The following is a 17,609-nucleotide window of genomic DNA, read 5'->3' as shown; positions in this document are numbered from 1 at the left end:
TTATTCACCTAAAAGAGGGAATGGAATTTGTATAAAGAAGAAGGTGAGAAAATGAAAGATAAATATGGAAGAGAAATTGACTATTTAAGAATTTCTTTAACTGATAAATGTAATTTAAGATGTGCTTATTGTATGGAGAAAGATCACAATGATTTTATTCACAATGATAAGCTTATGACTTTAGATGAGATTTTAAGAGTTGTTAAAGAATGTGCTTCTATTGGAATAAAAAAAGTAAGACTTACAGGTGGTGAGCCTCTTGTAAGAGAAGGTGTAGTAGATTTAATAAAAAATATAAACAAAATACCAGAGATAGAAGAGATTTGTTTAACCACTAATGGGATTTTACTAGGAGATAAAGTAAAGGAACTTAGTGAAAATGGATTAAAGAGAGTAAATATAAGTTTAGATACACTAAAAGAAGATAGATTTAAAGAAATAACAAGGATAGGAACCTTAGATAAAGTACTTTATTCAATAGAAAAGTGCTTAGAAAATAATGTTAAGGTAAAGATAAATACTATAATATTAGAAGATTTCAATAAAGATGAAATTTTAGATTTAATAAACTTAGCTTATAAAAATCCAATAGATCTTAGATTTATAGAGCTTATGCCTATTGGAGAAGGTAAAAAGTTTAAGGGCGTTACTAATAGTGAGATTTTAGAAATTATAAAGAAAGAAAAAAAGGTATTAAGTGATGGAAAAACCTTAAGACTAAATGGTCCAGCTAAATACATAAGCATAGAAGGATTCAAAGGAAAAATAGGCTTTATAAGTGCTATGAGTGATTGTTTTTGTGAGGATTGTAATAGAATAAGGGTCACTCCTGAAGGCTTTATGAAACAGTGTTTACATTGGAAGTATGGAATAAACTTAAGAGATAAGATGAGAAATGGAATAAGTGATGAAGAGCTTAGGGAGATAATTAAAAAAAGTATTTATGAAAAGCCAGAAAAACATAACTTTAAAATGAAAGAAAAAGATGAAGATAAAAGATTTATGTATGAAATAGGAGGATAAAAATGAGCAAGATAAGAGCTATTTGTATAAGTGAAAAGAAAGGTACAGCTAAGGTGCAAGTTCCTAAAGCTGAGTTTATAGAAGATTTCGGAATTAAGGGAGATGCTCATGCTGGGAAGTGGCATAGACAAGTAAGTTTATTAGCTTTTGAAAAGATAGAGGATTTTAGAGCTGATGGCGGAAATGTGGATTTTGGAGCTTTTGGAGAAAACCTAGTTGTAGATGGAATAGAACTAAATAAACTTCCTATAGGGCAAAAAATAAAGATAGGAGAGGCTCTTTTAGAAGTAACACAAATAGGGAAAAAATGTCATGATAAATGTGCAATATACTATCAAGTAGGAAGATGTATAATGCCTGCTTATGGTATATTTACAAAGGTATTAAATGGAGGAGAAGTAATTTTAGGAGAAGAGGTAGAGCTTCTTTAAAAATTTTTTAATATAAAGGTTCTAATATTTTTTATTAGAATCTTTTTTATTGTATAATTGTTAATAAAGAATGTACGGAAAATAGAGAGGTACAAATTTAAGAATAATTAGTTTTAGATATTCCTTTAATATGTAGTAAGGTGTAGAAAGAAATTAAAAGTTCTAAGGACTGGAGGAAAGAATATTGGAAGTTTTACTAGATGTAAAAGAAAGAATGTCTATATTAAAGAACTTTTATGATGAAGTTAGAGTGGTAGATCCTATAAATAATATAGTATTTTCAGATGACTTTAACCTAAAAATCAATAATAAATTTAATGAAAAAGATTGTTCACTAAGCAATTGTTATGATGTGTGGGGAAAAAAATCAATATGTAGTACTTGCATATCAAAAAAAGCTTATTTAAAAAATGATACTTTTATAAAGTTAGAATATAATAAAAATCATGTGTTTTTAGTTATAGCTTCCCCAATTGAATTTAATGAAAATAAATATGTTGTTGAAATATTAAAAGATATAACTAATAATGGCAGTATAGTAGATGGTAGTGGAGAAGGTAATTATTTAGACTTAACAATGAAAAAGATGGGAGAAAATCTTATTAAGGATTATTTAACTGGAGTCTATAATAAAAGGTATATAGATCAGAGATTTTCAAAGGAAGCTCATAGAAACTTAAAAGAATCTATACCTACAACTGTAATTATGACTGATATAGATTCCTTTAAAAAAGTAAATGATACCTATGGTCATTTAGTAGGTGACAAAATTTTAAGGGGTTTTGCAAAGGTATTAAATAATAATATCAGAGAAAATAGTGACTGGATTGGTAGATATGGAGGAGAAGAATTCATAATTGTTTTAAATAATACCAATTTGAAAAATGGAGTGAAGGTTGCTGAGAAGCTTAGAAAAATCATAGAAAAAATGAGCTTTGACTATGGTGATTTAAGTTTAAAAATAACTTCTAGCTTCGGAGTTTGTGAAGTTTCAGAAAAAGAAGATCCTTTTGATACCATAAAAAATGCTGATGAAAAATTATATATGGCAAAAATGACAGGAAGAAATAAAACTGTATTTTAGTATTATAATAAATTTTAGAATTGAATTAAGATTTACTTTAGGAAATTCATTAACTATAAAAGTATAAGAAGGGAGGAAAATTATCAAATTTCATATTAATATATTATGTTTTATAAATAAGGAGCTTTTTAATGAATACAAAATTAAGAGAAGTATTCAGTTAACATATTAATCTTATTGAAATTTTGATAATTGAAAAATTTGAGACCTTTAGCAGATATTATGCGTCCTAAAAAATTAGAGGATATAGTTGGACAGAAACACATTGTAGGAGAAGGAACTCCTTTAAACAAGCTTATAAAAAACAAGAACATAATGAATTGCATTTTTTATGGTCCACCTGGTGTTGGAAAAACTACTTTAGCTAATATAATTTCAAATTACACTGATAAGAAATTTTATAAAATAAATGCTACTACATCTTCCATAAAAGAAATACAAAGTATAACTTCTGATATAGATAATTTATTAAATTTTAAGGGAATAATACTGTATATAGATGAGCTTCAGCATTTTAATAAAAAACAGCAGCAAGCACTTTTAGAATTTATTGAAGATGGGAGAGTAATATTAATAGCAAGTACTACAGAAAATCCATACTTTGCTATACATAAGGCCATACTAAGCAGAAGTACCATATTTCAATTTAAACCAGTAAGTACTGAAGATATAATAATAGCTTTAGAAAGAGCAGTAAGTAAACTTGAAAAAGAAGGATATGTTATTTCTCTTGAAGAAGGCGTTTTAAAATATATTGGAGAGATTTCTCAAGGAGATGTAAGAAAAGCTTACACAGTGTTAGAATTAGCTATTAAATCTCAAGAAAAAGATAATATCCTTTTAAATAAAGAGTATGTAGAAAAATTAGGGCAATCTAATTTGAAATCTGATTCATAAGGAGATGATTATTATAATTTATTAAGTGCTCTTCAAAAAAGTATAAGAGGAAGTGACCCTGATGCCTCAATTCATTATTTAGCTAGACTTATTAAGGGTGGAAATATGGATAGCGTAATTAGGAGGATAGGAGTAATTGCAGCTGAAGATATAGGTCTTGCTCATCCTAATGCTTTGCAAGTTGTAAATAGCGGAATAGACCTTGCTTTGAAAATAGGAATGCCAGAAGCAAGAATAATATTATCTGAATTAGTAATATATTTAGCTACCTTACCTAAGTCAAATAGTGCGTATATGGCTATTGATGATGCTTTAAGAGATTTAGAAAGGAATAATGCAGGTGATGTGCCAAAACATTTAAAAGATGCTCATTATAGTGGAGCAAGCAATTTAGGTGTTGGTGGGTATTTATATCCACATAATTATCCTAATGGTTATATAAATCAAGAATATATGCCTGAAAATATGAGAGGAAAAGAATATTATAAGCCTAAGGATAATAAATACGAAAGTAGTATAAAAGCCTACTGGAATAATGTAAAAAACAAATAGTTGAATTTCAATTTTAAATTCCATTTTTTAAGTAAAAAATATGTGAATATTATTGTTGACAAATTTACTCGGTTTTGATATTATAATCACATAAAGTACATCGAATTAGTCAGATTTAGAGGTGATTAAATGAAATTATCTACCAAAGGAAGATATGGTGTAAAAGCCATGGTTGATTTAGCTATACATTATGGTGGATCACCTGTGTCAATAAAGTCAATATCGCAAAGACAGAATATATCTGAATATTATTTAGAGCAATTATTTAGTTCTTTAAGAAAAGCTAAGCTTATAAAGAGTATTAGAGGTGCTCAAGGAGGATATATTTTAAATAGACAACCAGAAGATATAACAGTTTCAGATATTATAGAGGTTTTAGAAGGACCAATAGAAATATCAGATTGTTTAGATGGTGTAACTTGCAATAATGTTGATTGTTGTGCAACTAGACTTTTATGGAAAAAGATAAAAACAAGCATAGATGAGGTTACTAATTCAGTAACACTTAAAGATATAGTAGAAGATTATAAAGCTATGAAAGAAAAAAATGAAGCTTTAAAAATTGTTAGTAGGAGTGAAGAAAATGAATAATAGAGTTGTTTATATGGACTACTCAGCAACTACATATGTTAAGCCAGAAGTATTAGAGGAAATGTTACCATATTTCACAAATAAGTTTGGAAATCCATCAGCATTTTACGGAGTTTCAAGAGAATCAAGAATGGCTGTAGACACTGCTAGAGAAAGAGTAGCTAAAGTATTAAATGCTGATACAAATGAAATCTACTTTACTGGTGGCGGATCAGAAGCAGATAACTGGGCAATAAAAGGAATAGCTTTTGCTCATAAAAATAAAGGAAATCATATAATAACTACAAAAATAGAGCACCATGCTGTATTACATACTTGCCAATGGTTAGAAAAACAAGGCTTTGAAGTAACTTACTTAGATGTAAATGAAGAAGGTTTTGTTGATTTAGAAGAATTAAAAAATGCTATTACTGATAAAACTATCTTAGTTTCTGTAATGTTTGCAAACAATGAAATAGGAACTATAGAGCCAGTTAAGGAAATAGGAAAAATTTGTAGAGAAAGAAAAGTAATATTCCATACAGATGCAGTTCAAGCTGTAGGAAATGTAAAGATAGATGTTAAAGATATGAACATCGATTTACTTTCATTAGCTGGACATAAAGTTTATGGACCAAAAGGAATCGGAGCTTTATATATAAGAAAAGGTATAAGAATAGATAACTTAATCCACGGTGGTGGTCAAGAGAGAGCTAGAAGAGCTGGAACTGAGAACATACCTGCAATAGTTGGATTAGGAAAGGCTATGGAAATAGCTGGAGAAAACTTAGATGAGCATATAGCTAAAATTTCTAAGTTAAGAGATAAGTTAATAAAAGGATTATTAGAAGTACCATTTACAAGATTAAATGGACCAAAAGATGGTAGCAAGAGATTACCAGGTAACGTAAATGTATGCTTTGAATTCATTGAAGGTGAAGGAATTCTTCTTTCATTAGACTTTGAAGGAATTTGTGGTTCAAGTGGAAGTGCTTGTACATCAGGATCATTAGATCCATCACACGTGTTATTAGCAATAGGTTTACCTCATGAAATAGCACACGGATCATTAAGATTAAGTTTAGGTGAAGGTACAACTGAAGAAGACGTTGATTACGTATTAGAAAAAGTACCACCAATAATCGCAAGATTAAGAAGTATGTCACCATTATGGAAAAATCATTTAAGAGAAGTAGAAGGAGAGAATTAATTATGATATATAGTGAAAAAGTTATGGATCATTTCAAAAACCCAAGAAATGTAGGAGAAATTAAAGATGCTAACGGAATCGGAGAAGTTGGTAACGCTAAATGTGGAGATATAATGAGAATATATCTTAAAATAGAAAATAACATTGTAGAAGATGTTAAATTTGAAACTTATGGATGTGGATCTGCTATTGCTTCATCAAGTATGGCTACAGAGCTTATAAAAGGAAAAACTGTAGAAGAAGCTTGGGAATTATCAAACAAAGCTGTTGCAGAAGCTTTAGATGGTCTTCCACCAGTAAAAATGCACTGTTCAGTATTAGCTGAGGAAGCTATACACAAGGCTATAAACGACTATAGACAAAGACAAGGATTAGAGCCTTGGGATATGAAAGAACATTCACATGACATACATGAGCATGTTCACGGTTAAGAATAATATTAAAGTGGTGATTTTGTGACAAAGAAAAAGGTTGTTATAGGTATGAGCGGCGGAGTTGATAGCTCCGTTGCTGCTTACCTTTTAAAGGAACAGGGATACGATGTAATTGGTGTTACAATGCAAATATGGCAAGAGGATAAGGAATATGAGGAAAGAGAAGGTGGATGTTGTTCACTGTCAGCAGTGGATGATGCTAGAAGAGTTGCTCAAAAACTAGATATTCCTTTTTACGTTTTAAACTTTAGAGATAGTTTTAAAAGAAATGTAATAGATTATTTTGTAGACGAATATATACAAGGTAGAACTCCAAATCCATGTATTGCATGTAACAAATATCTTAAATTTGATGAGCTTTTACAAAAAGCTAAAGGTATAGGTGCAGACTATGTTGCAACAGGTCACTATGCTAAAATTGAAGAAAGAGATGGAAGATTCCAACTTATAAGATCAAAGGATGATAGAAAAGATCAAACTTATGCTTTATACAATCTAACTCAAGAACAGTTAGAGCATACTTTAATGCCTTGTGGAGAATTCACTAAGGATAAGATTAGAGAAATAGCTAAAGAGATCGGTCTAGATGTACATAATAAAAAGGACAGTGAAGAAATATGCTTTATTCCAGATAATAATCATGGAAGATACATATGTGAAGCTGCTCCAAACAAAGTTAGACCAGGAAACTTTGTCGATAAGTATGGAAATGTCTTAGGAAAACATAAAGGAATAGTCTATTATACAATAGGACAAAGAAAGGGCTTAGGATTAGCTCTTGGAAGACCAGTGTTTGTTACTGATATAAACCCTGTAACTAATACTGTTGTAGTAGGACCAGAAGAGGATATCTTTAAAACTGATTTAGTTTGTAAAGATATAAATTTCATATCTATAGATAAACTTGAAGGCCCTATGGAAGTTGAAGCTAAAATTAGATATTCAGCTAGACCAGCTAAGGCTACTATAAGTCCTATGGAAAATGGAAGAGTTAAAGTTTCTTTTGAAGATAAGCAAAGAGCTATAACTAAAGGTCAATCTGTTGTTTTCTATAAAGATGATTTAGTTGTAGGTGGAGGAATAATCGAAAGCCTACTTTAATAGAAAGCTCCCGAAAGGGGGCTTTTTTCTTTTATATTAAAACTTTTTAAATTTTATTTTCAATATAAAGTGCACTATACAAAGTGTATTTATTAAGTTAATAATATATACTTACTTTATTTAGTTAATAACTTACTTAGAAAGTTTAAGGATTATTATTTAAGTTTACAAAAATAAATTTAAAATACCTATGAAACTATGTATTTTTTGGAAGGATATAGATAATACTAAATATATTACTAATGGCTTTACTTAAATTAGAAAGGGATGACTTTTAGAGTGTATAGAATAAGAGATTTAATTGGTCTTAAGGTTTTTGATTCTAATGGAAAAAAGGTTGGAGTAGTTTGTGATCTTGCTATAGATTATTTTAATGGGAAAGTCATGGGCTTTATAATAACAAAAAAATTATTTTCAAAAAGAGATTATGTGGACTTAACTAATGTTATTTCTTTAAGCGATACTATTATGACAGAAGGGGTACATGTACATAGAGGGTTAAAATTTAGCGAGATAAAAAACTTTGATCTTATAAATAAGGATGGCCATATGATAGGAATATTAGAAGATATTTTAATAGATTACGACTTTTATATAAGAGGACTAATAGTGGTAAGTGGATTAGTTGATAAATTTAAAAATGGAAAGCGAGTTATACAATTAAAAGAAACTATTTTAGGAGAAGAAAGCATTTTATTTTTTGGCAATAAAAATATAAATATGAGAATGATTCCAAGAAAATATTTTGGCGAGGTAAATTAAAAAAGGAGGAGTAGGAATGTTTAGAGCTTTAAAAGATAAAAAAAGATTTATAAGAAATTTAATATTAACATTTATAATTTTTTTATTTATATTCCTTTTATATCAATTTGAAGCTTTTAGAGACATTATTTTTATAGTGCTTGTATCAGGGATTTTTGCATATATTCTTAAGCCTCTATATAGATTTTTATGTGAAAGAACAAAAATAAATAAAAACTTTTTAGCTATGTCTATAGTACTTAGTGTAATTTTTCTTATATTATTTTTTTTAACAGTTCTAATTCCAAGTATGTTTAAAGAAGGGGAAAGTTTTGATGGTTTAATAAATGGTATAGAATTCTTTATAAATGATTTGATTATGAAGATGAAGTTTATGAAGCTAGGGATTTTTTATGGAGATTTTATATTAAGGATAATAAATTTTTATATTGCTGCCCAATAGAGAAGAGAGCTCTATTAAAAAATCTAGGGAGAGATGTTGATAAAGTCTTAGGTAAATATATTTTAGGGCAATTACTTTTAAGCTTATTAGTTGGAGTTATGACATTTATAGGTATGCTTATACTAGGAATAAAGTTTCCTCTATTATTAGCGTTTTTAAATGCGTTACTCAATATTATACCATATTTTGGAGCGGTTTTAGGAGCAATACCTGCAATAGTTGTAGCATTAGTAGAAGGCCCAAATAAAATTTTGTGGGTTATATTGACTTTTTTAATAATTCAACAAATTGAAGGAAACTTAATAGCACCTAAAATTACAGCTGAGAGTATAGATATGCATCCAATATTAATCATAATATTACTTTTGATTGGAGAGCAAATAGGAGGGCTTTTAGGAATGGTTTTTATAGTTCCTATAGCTGTTGTGATTAAAGTTCTATTTGATGATTGGGATTATTATATGTTTTTATGATATTTTAGTATTAGATTAAATCATAGTTATTAAGAAGTATGATATATTTTTTTATAGTTAAAAAGTTTTAGATATTAATAAATATACATAATAATATTATTTTAATAGTATTTTATATAAAAATAATATTTAACTTAGTAGATAAATAATCATAAAATATATAGGAATACATAGTAATTTAATAAAATAGATATTAATACAGTTGGCAATTATATTGACAGGTAAAGAAATTTTTTTTATAATTTGCCTATAATAACTTAATGAAAAGCGTTGACGAGAATGAGTAGGCATTTATCTTTTAGTCAGAGAGGAAGTGGTTGGTGAGAACTTCTTAAAAGAGATGTTGAAGCTATCTTTGAGCTATAATTTTTAGAGTGATGTAGTTTTACATAATTAGGGTGGTACCGCGGAGCATAGGATTTCGTCCCTTTTAATTAGGGGTGAGGTGTTTTATGTTCTTTTTTTATGTGTGAAACTAATTATAAAATAAAAGAATATCTAGGCTAAGTAGAGGGTTTAATCTTATTTTATAATATATGATTAAACTTAAAGGCTAAAGGATAAATACATAAAATTTGGAGGAATAAATTATGAAATTCATGGGAGCAAATGAATTAAGAGAAAAATATTTAAGCTTTTTTGAAAGCAAAGATCATTTAAGATTACAGTCATTTCCGTTAGTACCTAAAAATGATAAGAGTTTATTATTAATAAATGCAGGTATGGCACCACTTAAACCTTATTTCACAGGTTTAGAAGAACCACCAAAAAGAAGAATAACAACTTGCCAAAAGTGTATAAGAACTGGTGATATAGAGAATGTTGGTAAAACATCAAGACATGGTACATTCTTCGAAATGCTAGGAAACTTTTCATTTGGAGATTACTTCAAATCAGAAATAATTCCTTGGGCTTGGGAGTTTATAACAGAAACTTTAGGAATTCCAAAGGATAAATTATATGTAACTATATATTTAAATGACGATGAAGCTTATGATATTTGGACTAGTAAAACTGATGTAGATCCAAGCAGAATATTCAGATTAGGAAAAGATGATAACTTCTGGGAAATAGGGGTAGGTCCTTGTGGTCCTTGTACAGAGATTCACTTTGATAGAGGAGAAGGAAAGGTTGAAACTGTAGAAGAATTCTTAGAAGCTTCAGATGCTGATAGAATAGTTGAGTTCTGGAACTTAGTTTTCACTCAATTTGATAAAGATGAAGAAGGAAACTACAATGAGTTAGCTCAAAAGAACATAGATACAGGTATGGGCTTAGAAAGAATAGCTACAATAATGCAAGGTGTAGATAATATCTTCGAAATAGATACAGTTAAAAACATATTAAATAAAGCATGTGAATTAACAAATGCTAAATATGGAGAAGATAAAGACAAAGATGTATCATTAAGAATAATAACTGACCATGGAAAAAGTGTTACTTTCTTAATATGTGACGGTGTTCAACCATCAAATGAAGGTAGAGGATATGTTTTAAGAAGACTTCTTAGAAGAGCTGCTAGACATGGAAGACTTTTAGGAGTTAAAGGTATATTCTTAAATGAAATGGTTGATGCTGTAGTTGAAAATTACGGTGAAGCTTATCCAGAATTAAAAGAAAAAGCTGATTACATTAAGAAAATAATTAAATTAGAAGAAGAAAGATTTAATGAAACAATAGACTCAGGTATGGATATACTTATGAGCTATATTTCAGAAATGGAAGAAAAAAATGAGAAAGTTTTATCAGGAGCTAAAGCTTTCAAATTATATGATACTTATGGATTCCCTCTAGAGCTTACTCAAGAGATATTAGAAGAAAAAGGATTAGAGTTAGATATAGAAAACTTTAATAAGGAAATGAAAGAGCAAAGAGAAAGAGCTAGAAATGCTAGAGGAGAAAGTAGCTACATGGGAAGCGAAGAAAGTCCAGTAAACAAAGTGGATGCTTCAATAGTTACTGAATTTGATGGATATGTTAATTTAGAACTTAACTCAAAAGTTATAGTACTAGGAAATAATGAAGAATTTAAATCTGAACTTAAAGAAGGTGAAGAAGGATTCTTATTAACTGATAAAACTCCTTTCTATGCTGAAATGGGAGGTCAAGTTGGAGATAGAGGAAATATAACTTCAGAAACTGGAATGGCAATAGTTACAGATTGTAAGAAAAATGTTGGTGGAAAATTTGTTCACTACATTAAGGTTATAGAAGGTAGCTTAAAAGAAGGTCAAGAAGTTAAATTATCAGTTGATGCTTCAAGAAGATCTAACATATGTAAAAACCACACAGCTACACACATGTTACATGAAGCTTTAAAAGAAGTTTTAGGAGACCATGTAAATCAATCAGGTTCATATGTTGATGAAGAAAGATTAAGATTTGACTTTACTCATTTTGCAGCTTTAACAGAAGAAGAATTAGAAAAAGTTGAATTATTAGTAAATGAAAAAATAATGACTGTATCTGTAGTTGATACAAAGGAAATGTCATTAGATGAAGCTAGAAATAGTGGAGCAACTTGTCTTTTCGATGAAAAGTATGCTGAAAAAGTAAGAGTTGTTTCAGTTGGAGATTTCTCAAAAGAATTATGTGGAGGAACTCACGTAGCTAACTCAGGAGAAATTGGATTATTTAAGATAGTTTCAGAATCAGGAGTTGCTGCTGGAATAAGAAGAATTGAGGCTGTTACTGGAATAAGCGCATTAAAATTCATGGAACTTAAAAATAATATGCTTAAGGAAGCTGCTTCAATGCTTAAGTGTAATGAAAAAGATATTGCTAAGAGAATAGCAGCTCAAGCTCATGAATTAAAAGAAAAAGATAAAGAAATAGCAGAACTTAAAGCTAAATTAGTTCAAGGTGCTGAGGATGATATCTTAAAAGACAAAGTTGAAATAAACGGAGTTGAATTAGTTACAGCAGAATTAAAAGATGTTGATGGAAATTCATTAAGAGATTTAGCTGATAAAGTTAGAAATAAATTAAATAATGGAATAGTTGTTTTAGCAAGTGACAATGGTGGAAAAGTAAACTTAGTAGCTATGGCAACTAAAAATTCATTAGCTAATGGAGTTCATTGTGGAAAGGTAATAAAAGAAGTTGCAGCAGTTGTAGGCGGCGGCGGAGGTGGAAGACCTGACATGGCTCAAGCTGGTGGAAAAAATCCAGAAAATATAGCTAAAGCATTAGAAAAAGCAAAAGAAGTTGTAGAATTACTTGTAAAATAGTTGTACTTTTATGTAAATATAGTTTATAATGAGTATAAAGTAAAGCGTGAATAAAAACTAATTTAAAAGATAATAATATATGTAAATATATAAATTAAAATATATTTACTGTAAGGGGGTGAGCTGCTAGTAAGCAGCATGTTATGAGTAACAATTTTGACCACACAATGCAGTTTGATTTTAGTAAAAATAAGGAAGATTTAACTAAATCAATATTAACTGATGTATACAACTCACTAAAGGAAAAAGGCTATAACCCGGTTAATCAGCTAGTTGGATACTTAATTTCAGGTGACCCTACTTACATCACTAATTACAACGGGGCAAGAGCTTTAGTAAGGAAACTGGAAAGAGATGAAATACTTGAAGAAGTTATAAAATCTTATCTAGAGATAAAATAACAAAGAGTGCCCGAAAGGGTACTCTTTCGTTTATGTAAGGAGATTCAATGAGAATTTTAGGTTTAGATATCGGAAGTAAAACTATAGGAGTTGCAGTAAGTGATCCACTTGGATGGACAGCTCAAGGTGTAACAACTATAAAAAGAGATTGCTACACTAAAGACGTAGAGGCAGTCATGAAAATATGCAAAGAGTATGGAGTAGAAACTATAGTTGCAGGTATGCCAAAAAATATGAATGGAACAATAGGACCATCTGGAGAAATGGTTAAAAATTTATGTGAACAAATTGAAAAATCATTTGATGGTAAAATAGAGTTTTGGGATGAAAGACTTACAACAGTTGCTGCTCATAGAGCAATGCTAGAAGCGGATTTATCAAGAGCGAAAAGAAAAAAAATAGTCGATAAAATAGCGGCTACTTATATATTACAAGGATACTTAGACAGAATATCGAAATAAAAAGGAGAAGTTAAAATGAATAACGATTTACAACCAATAGTTTTAGTTGATGAAGAAGGAATAGAAACAACATTCAACGTAGTAACTAAATTAGATATCGAAGAAAAAGAATATTTCTTATTATCACCAGAAGGTGAGGAAGACGTAGTTATAGCTATGCAAGTTGTTCAAGACGAAGATGGAGAAGAGACTTTAGCTCCAGTTGAGAATGATTTTGAAATTGAAATGATAGAAGAAGCTTATGCAACTTTATTCGCAGAAGAAGAATAACGGTAAAGTGAGGTTTTAATATGGCAAATACAGCTTCAGTAGATTTTGATGCTTTAAAAGAAGAATTAAAGAAGAAGGGTTATAAGTTAACACCTCAGAGAAGAGCTATAGTTGATACTATAATACAAAATGAGGGTAAACACTTAACTGCTGAGGAAATTTATGACGAGGTTAAGAAAAGTTGTCCAGAGATTGGATTAGCTACCGTATATAGAACAATAATTCTTCTAGAAGAGATGGGTGTAATCTATAAGTTAGATTTAGAAGATGGATGCAGTAGATATGAACTTGCTCATGACGATGAAGAGCATAGACACCATCATCTAGTTTGTAATAAATGTGGAAAAGTTTTTGAGGTTGAAGCGGATTTATTAGACGAACTAGAAGAAGAGATTGAAACTAAATATGGCTTTGAAATATTAGATCATACAGTAAAGTTTTTCGGAATATGCAAGGATTGTAAAAATGAATAGAGAAATTTTCTCAAATGAGGAAACCTCTTTTATACATAAGCGTACTACTACAAAAAAGAGGAGGGAAAATATGAAACGTGAAAAGCTAAAGGTTAAAATTATACCTTTAGGTGGTTTGAACGAGATAGGTAAGAATCTAACTGTTATCGAATTTAAAGACGATATAATTGTAGTCGACTGTGGACTTAAGTTCCCAGACGAAGATATGTTTGGTATTGATATAGTTATTCCAGACGTATCATATCTTGTTAAAAATGCAGAAAAAGTTAGAGGAATATTTTTAACTCATGGTCATGAAGATCATATTGGTGCTTTACCATATGTGTTAAAAAATTTAAATGTACCTGTTTATGGAACAAAACTTACTTTAGGAATAGTTGAAACTAAACTAAAAGAACATGGTTTATTAAGCACCACAGAGCTTATAAGAGTTAAACCAAGAGATATTATAAAATTAAAATCATCATCTGTTGAATTTGTAAAAACTAATCATAGTATAGCAGATTCAGTTGCTATAGCAGTGCATACACCACTAGGAGTTGTACTTCATACTGGTGATTTTAAAGTAGACTATACTCCAACTGACGGAGAGGTAATGGATTTTGCTAGATTTGCAGAATTAGGAAGAAAAGGAGTTCTTGCAATGATGGCTGACTCTACTAATGTAGAGAGACCAGGATATACAATGTCAGAAAGAGCTGTAGGAGAAAATCTTAAAAAAATATTTGTTGGAGCAAAGGGAAGAATAATAATAGCTACATTTGCTTCAAATATTCATAGAATACAGCAAATTGTTGAAGCTGCAGAAATGACAGGAAGAAAGATTGCTGTTTCAGGAAGAAGTATGGAAAATATAGTTCAGGTTGCCATAGAACTAGGATATTTAACAATAGATAAGGATTCTTTTGTTAGCATAGATTCTATAAACAAATATCCAAATGAGCAAGTGACTATAATAACTACAGGAAGCCAAGGAGAGCCAATGTCAGCATTAGCTAGAATGGCATCTTCAGAGCATAAAAAAGTTAATATCATTGAGGGAGATACAGTAATACTATCTGCAACACCAATACCTGGTAATGAGAAGTTAGTTTCTAAGGTTATTAATCAACTTTTCAAAAAGGGAGCAGAAGTAGTGTATGGAAAACTAGCAGATGTCCATGTTTCAGGTCATGCTTGCCAAGAGGAATTAAAACTTATGCAAGCTCTTGTTAAGCCTAAATTCTTTATACCAGTTCATGGTGAGTATAGACACCTTAAACAGCATGCAGAGTTAGCTGTTGATGTTGGACTATCAGAAAAGAATTTTATGATAGCTGAAAATGGAGATGTTATAGAAATCACTAGAGATTCAATCAAAAAGAATGGATCTGTTACTTCAGGACAAATTTTTGTTGATGGACTTGGAGTTGGTGATGTAGGAAACATAGTTTTAAGAGATAGAAAACATCTTTCACAAGACGGAATTCTTACAGTAGTTGTTACTATTTCAAAAGAAACTGCTTCAGTGGTAGCAGGACCAGATATTATATCAAGAGGTTTTGTTTACGTAAGAGAATCAGAAGACTTAATGGATGAAGCTAAAGAGATAGTAAAAGACGTTTTAAGAGATTGTGAAAAGAAAGGAATCTGTGACTGGGCTACTATGAAATCTAACATAAGAGATGGCCTTAGAAGTTTCCTTTATGAAAAAACTAAGAGAAAACCAATGATATTACCAATAATAATGGAAATATAAAAAAATTAGATGATAATGTAGAATGTAACTGTTTAAGTAAAAAATGTTGTGTTGACTTTTTTAAAGCTTAACAGTAGAATCTAATAAGGTAAAGAAAATTGGGTACTTAAATAGTATCCAATTTTTTATGCACATAAAATTGGAGGAATAAATATAATGAGTAACGAATTTACAAGAAATGATATTAGAAATATAGCTATAATCGCTCACGTTGACCATGGTAAAACAACTTTAGTGGACGCATTATTAAGACAAAGTAACGTTTTTAGAACAAACGAAAAAGTAGAAGAGAGAGTAATGGACTCAAATGACTTAGAAAAAGAAAGAGGTATTACAATACTTTCAAAAAATACAGCAGTTCATTATAACGGAGTTAAAATAAATATAATAGATACACCAGGACACGCTGACTTCGGAGGAGAGGTTGAACGTGTACTTAAAATGGTAGAAAGTGTTTTACTTGTAGTAGACTCATATGAAGGGGCTATGCCTCAAACAAAATTCGTTTTAAGAAAAGCTCTTGAGTTAGGATTAAAACCAATAGTTGTTATAAACAAAATAGATAAACCAGATGCTAGACCAGAAGAAGTTATTGATGAAATATTTGAATTATTCTTAGAGCTTGGTGCAGATGATGAGCAATTAGATTTCCCAATAGTTTATGCTTCAGCTAGAGATGGAGTAGCTACAATTAACATAGATGAGCCAAAAGATAACATGAAAGATTTATTCGATACTATAATCGAAAAAGTTGAATCACCAAAGGGATCTATAGAAGACAGTTTACAAATGTTAGTTACAACTTTAGATTCAAGTGAATATGTTGGTAAAATAGCTATAGGTAAAATAACTAGAGGAATAGCTAAGAAAAACCAACAAGCTGCTGTTGTAAGACAAGATGGAACAGTAACTAAATTCAAAATATCAAGTCTTTATACTCATGATGGATTAAAGAGAATAGAGGTTGATGAAGCTCAATTAGGAGATATAGTTGCAATAAGTGGTATATCTGACGTAAATATTGGAGAAACTATAACAGATGCACAAAATCCAGAAGGATTACCATTTGTTAAAATAGACGAGCCTACATTAAACATGAACTTTATGGTTAATGACTCACCATTTGCTGGTAGAGAAGGGGATTTCGTAACTTCAAGACATTTAAGAGATAGATTATTAAAAGAATTAGAAACTAACGTAAGTTTAAAAGTTAAAGAAATAACTCCAGATTGTTTCGAAGTAAGTGGTAGAGGAGAGCTACATCTTTCAATACTTATAGAAACAATGAGAAGAGAAGGATATGAATTCCAAGTTTCTAAGCCAAACGTTATAACAAAAATAGATGAAAATGGTGTTAAGGTTGAACCAATAGAGCACTTAACTATAGACGTTCCAGAAGAATTTATGGGACCTGTTATGGAAAAATTAGGACCTAGAAAAGCTGAAATGGTAAATATGACTTCAGCGGTTAATGGATACTCAAGATTAGAGTTCAAAATACCTGCAAGAGGACTTATAGGATTTAGAAATGAATTCATGACAGATACAAAAGGTAACGGAATAATGAACCATGTATTTGATGGATTTGAAAAATACAAAGGAGAGATCCCAGGAAGAAGTAGAGGATCAATCGTAGTATTTGAATCAGGAGAAGCAGTTACATATGGATTATTTAATGCTCAAGAAAGAGGAACTTTATTCATAGAGCCAGGTACAGAGGTTTATGCTGGAATGGTTTGTGGAGAATGTTCAAGAGCAGATGACATAGACGTTAATATTTGTAAGAAAAAACAATTAACTAATACAAGATCATCTGGAGCTGATGATGCTTTAAAATTAACTCCAGTAAGACAAATGTCATTAGAGCAATGTTTAGAATTCATAAACAATGATGAATTAGTTGAAGTTACTCCAGTAAATGTAAGAATGAGAAAGAGAATCTTAGACAGTGCTGAGAGAAAGAGAGCTATAAATAGAAGTAAAAAATAATAAATTTTCTTATAATTTTATTTTATAACTTTGGGTACATAAACAAAAATTAGTAAAACAAGTTTGTT

Annotated in this window: 17 protein-coding genes, 1 pseudogene and 1 other annotated feature; all 18 genes and pseudogenes read left to right on the top strand. The window is 30.0% G+C overall.

All coding sequences use genetic code 11. The annotated features are described in order from the left end of the window. Window positions 1-51 precede the first annotated feature (51 nt). The 18 genes and pseudogenes from moaA (at window position 52) to typA (ending at window position 17,541) form a co-directional block, all read left to right on the top strand. On the top strand, window positions 52-1,023 hold the full coding sequence (moaA, locus tag CPF_RS09940; protein WP_011590954.1) for a GTP 3',8-cyclase MoaA: 972 nt from the start codon (window positions 52-54) through the stop codon (window positions 1,021-1,023). A 2-nt stretch (window positions 1,024-1,025) separates the two neighbouring features. Next, on the top strand, window positions 1,026-1,454 hold the full coding sequence (locus tag CPF_RS09935) for an MOSC domain-containing protein (protein ID WP_003458736.1): 429 nt from the start codon (window positions 1,026-1,028) through the stop codon (window positions 1,452-1,454). 184 nt (window positions 1,455-1,638) lie between these two features. Next, window positions 1,639-2,538 carry a GGDEF domain-containing protein gene (locus CPF_RS09930; RefSeq protein WP_003458734.1) on the top strand — a complete coding sequence of 300 codons (900 nt, stop codon included), beginning with the start codon at window positions 1,639-1,641 and terminating at the stop codon, window positions 2,536-2,538. A gap of 201 nt (window positions 2,539-2,739) precedes the next feature. Further along, a pseudogene (locus tag CPF_RS14810) lies at window positions 2,740-3,987 on the top strand (replication-associated recombination protein A). Between the two features lie 129 nt (window positions 3,988-4,116). Continuing rightward, window positions 4,117-4,578 carry an RrF2 family transcriptional regulator gene (locus CPF_RS09920; protein ID WP_003451273.1) on the top strand — a complete coding sequence of 154 codons (462 nt, stop codon included), beginning with the start codon at window positions 4,117-4,119 and terminating at the stop codon, window positions 4,576-4,578. Beyond that, complete coding sequence (nifS, locus tag CPF_RS09915; RefSeq protein ID WP_003473085.1) at window positions 4,571-5,767, top strand: cysteine desulfurase NifS; 1,197 nt, start codon at window positions 4,571-4,573, stop codon at window positions 5,765-5,767. Before CPF_RS09920 ends, nifS begins: the two co-directional genes overlap by 8 nt. A 2-nt stretch (window positions 5,768-5,769) precedes the next feature. Next, window positions 5,770-6,198: a Fe-S cluster assembly scaffold protein NifU gene (gene nifU, locus CPF_RS09910; RefSeq protein ID WP_003451659.1), complete on the top strand. Its 429-nt coding sequence runs from the start codon at window positions 5,770-5,772 to the stop codon at window positions 6,196-6,198. 24 nt (window positions 6,199-6,222) lie between these two features. Next, entirely contained in the window at window positions 6,223-7,302 is a 1,080-nt protein-coding gene (gene mnmA / locus CPF_RS09905) for a tRNA 2-thiouridine(34) synthase MnmA (RefSeq protein WP_003459581.1), read from the top strand. 279 nt (window positions 7,303-7,581) lie between these two features. Further along, complete coding sequence (locus tag CPF_RS09900) at window positions 7,582-8,064, top strand: PRC-barrel domain-containing protein (protein WP_003459697.1); 483 nt, start codon at window positions 7,582-7,584, stop codon at window positions 8,062-8,064. Between the two features lie 16 nt (window positions 8,065-8,080). Then, window positions 8,081-8,506: an AI-2E family transporter gene (locus CPF_RS15160; RefSeq protein ID WP_233419453.1), complete on the top strand. Its 426-nt coding sequence runs from the start codon at window positions 8,081-8,083 to the stop codon at window positions 8,504-8,506. Beyond that, window positions 8,470-8,979 carry an AI-2E family transporter gene (locus CPF_RS15155; protein ID WP_320153869.1) on the top strand — a complete coding sequence of 170 codons (510 nt, stop codon included), beginning with the start codon at window positions 8,470-8,472 and terminating at the stop codon, window positions 8,977-8,979. The genes CPF_RS15160 and CPF_RS15155 overlap by 37 nt, the downstream gene beginning before the upstream one ends. 261 nt (window positions 8,980-9,240) lie before the next feature. After that, window positions 9,241-9,411 (top strand) — a binding site (T-box leader). A 158-nt stretch (window positions 9,412-9,569) separates the two neighbouring features. Next, window positions 9,570-12,209: an alanine--tRNA ligase gene (gene alaS, locus CPF_RS09890; protein WP_003459676.1), complete on the top strand. Its 2,640-nt coding sequence runs from the start codon at window positions 9,570-9,572 to the stop codon at window positions 12,207-12,209. Between the two features lie 143 nt (window positions 12,210-12,352). Further along, a complete protein-coding gene (locus tag CPF_RS09885) occupies window positions 12,353-12,610 on the top strand; it encodes an IreB family regulatory phosphoprotein (RefSeq protein WP_003451703.1) in 258 nt (85 codons plus the stop codon). A gap of 47 nt (window positions 12,611-12,657) precedes the next feature. Further along, window positions 12,658-13,071, top strand: a complete 414-nt coding sequence (ruvX, locus tag CPF_RS09880; RefSeq protein ID WP_003459573.1) for a Holliday junction resolvase RuvX — start codon at window positions 12,658-12,660, stop codon at window positions 13,069-13,071. Window positions 13,072-13,086: 15 nt separating this feature from the next. After that, window positions 13,087-13,341 (top strand): DUF1292 domain-containing protein, encoded by a 255-nt coding sequence (locus CPF_RS09875; protein ID WP_003459598.1) that lies wholly within the window; start codon window positions 13,087-13,089, stop codon window positions 13,339-13,341. 20 nt (window positions 13,342-13,361) lie between these two features. Further along, complete coding sequence (locus tag CPF_RS09870) at window positions 13,362-13,814, top strand: Fur family transcriptional regulator (RefSeq protein WP_003451087.1); 453 nt, start codon at window positions 13,362-13,364, stop codon at window positions 13,812-13,814. A 70-nt stretch (window positions 13,815-13,884) separates the two neighbouring features. Beyond that, window positions 13,885-15,552, top strand: a complete 1,668-nt coding sequence (locus CPF_RS09865) for a ribonuclease J (RefSeq protein ID WP_003459637.1) — start codon at window positions 13,885-13,887, stop codon at window positions 15,550-15,552. A 156-nt stretch (window positions 15,553-15,708) separates the two neighbouring features. Beyond that, window positions 15,709-17,541 (top strand): translational GTPase TypA, encoded by a 1,833-nt coding sequence (gene typA, locus CPF_RS09860; protein WP_003459575.1) that lies wholly within the window; start codon window positions 15,709-15,711, stop codon window positions 17,539-17,541. Window positions 17,542-17,609: the final 68 nt, after the last annotated feature.

This window comes from Clostridium perfringens ATCC 13124, assembly GCF_000013285.1.
GTDB lineage: Bacteria > Bacillota > Clostridia > Clostridiales > Clostridiaceae > Sarcina > Sarcina perfringens.
The sequence above is the reverse complement of the archived record's forward strand: the minus strand, read 5'-3'. Positions and strand labels throughout refer to the sequence as shown.

Excerpts from the sequence above, each read along its gene's own strand:
- typA (WP_003459575.1), top strand. The coding sequence starts at position 15,709 with ATGAGTAACGAATTTACAAGAAATGATATTAGAAATATAGCTATAATC.
- nifU (WP_003451659.1), top strand. The coding sequence starts at position 5,770 with ATGATATATAGTGAAAAAGTTATGGATCATTTCAAAAACCCAAGAAAT.
- CPF_RS15160 (WP_233419453.1), top strand. The coding sequence starts at position 8,081 with ATGTTTAGAGCTTTAAAAGATAAAAAAAGATTTATAAGAAATTTAATA.
- CPF_RS09865 (WP_003459637.1), top strand. The coding sequence starts at position 13,885 with ATGAAACGTGAAAAGCTAAAGGTTAAAATTATACCTTTAGGTGGTTTG.
- nifS (WP_003473085.1), top strand. The coding sequence starts at position 4,571 with ATGAATAATAGAGTTGTTTATATGGACTACTCAGCAACTACATATGTT.
- CPF_RS09935 (WP_003458736.1), top strand. The coding sequence starts at position 1,026 with ATGAGCAAGATAAGAGCTATTTGTATAAGTGAAAAGAAAGGTACAGCT.
- CPF_RS09920 (WP_003451273.1), top strand. The coding sequence starts at position 4,117 with ATGAAATTATCTACCAAAGGAAGATATGGTGTAAAAGCCATGGTTGAT.
- CPF_RS09875 (WP_003459598.1), top strand. The coding sequence starts at position 13,087 with ATGAATAACGATTTACAACCAATAGTTTTAGTTGATGAAGAAGGAATA.
- CPF_RS09870 (WP_003451087.1), top strand. The coding sequence starts at position 13,362 with ATGGCAAATACAGCTTCAGTAGATTTTGATGCTTTAAAAGAAGAATTA.
- CPF_RS09885 (WP_003451703.1), top strand. The coding sequence starts at position 12,353 with ATGAGTAACAATTTTGACCACACAATGCAGTTTGATTTTAGTAAAAAT.
- moaA (WP_011590954.1), top strand. The coding sequence starts at position 52 with ATGAAAGATAAATATGGAAGAGAAATTGACTATTTAAGAATTTCTTTA.
- alaS (WP_003459676.1), top strand. The coding sequence starts at position 9,570 with ATGAAATTCATGGGAGCAAATGAATTAAGAGAAAAATATTTAAGCTTT.
- ruvX (WP_003459573.1), top strand. The coding sequence starts at position 12,658 with ATGAGAATTTTAGGTTTAGATATCGGAAGTAAAACTATAGGAGTTGCA.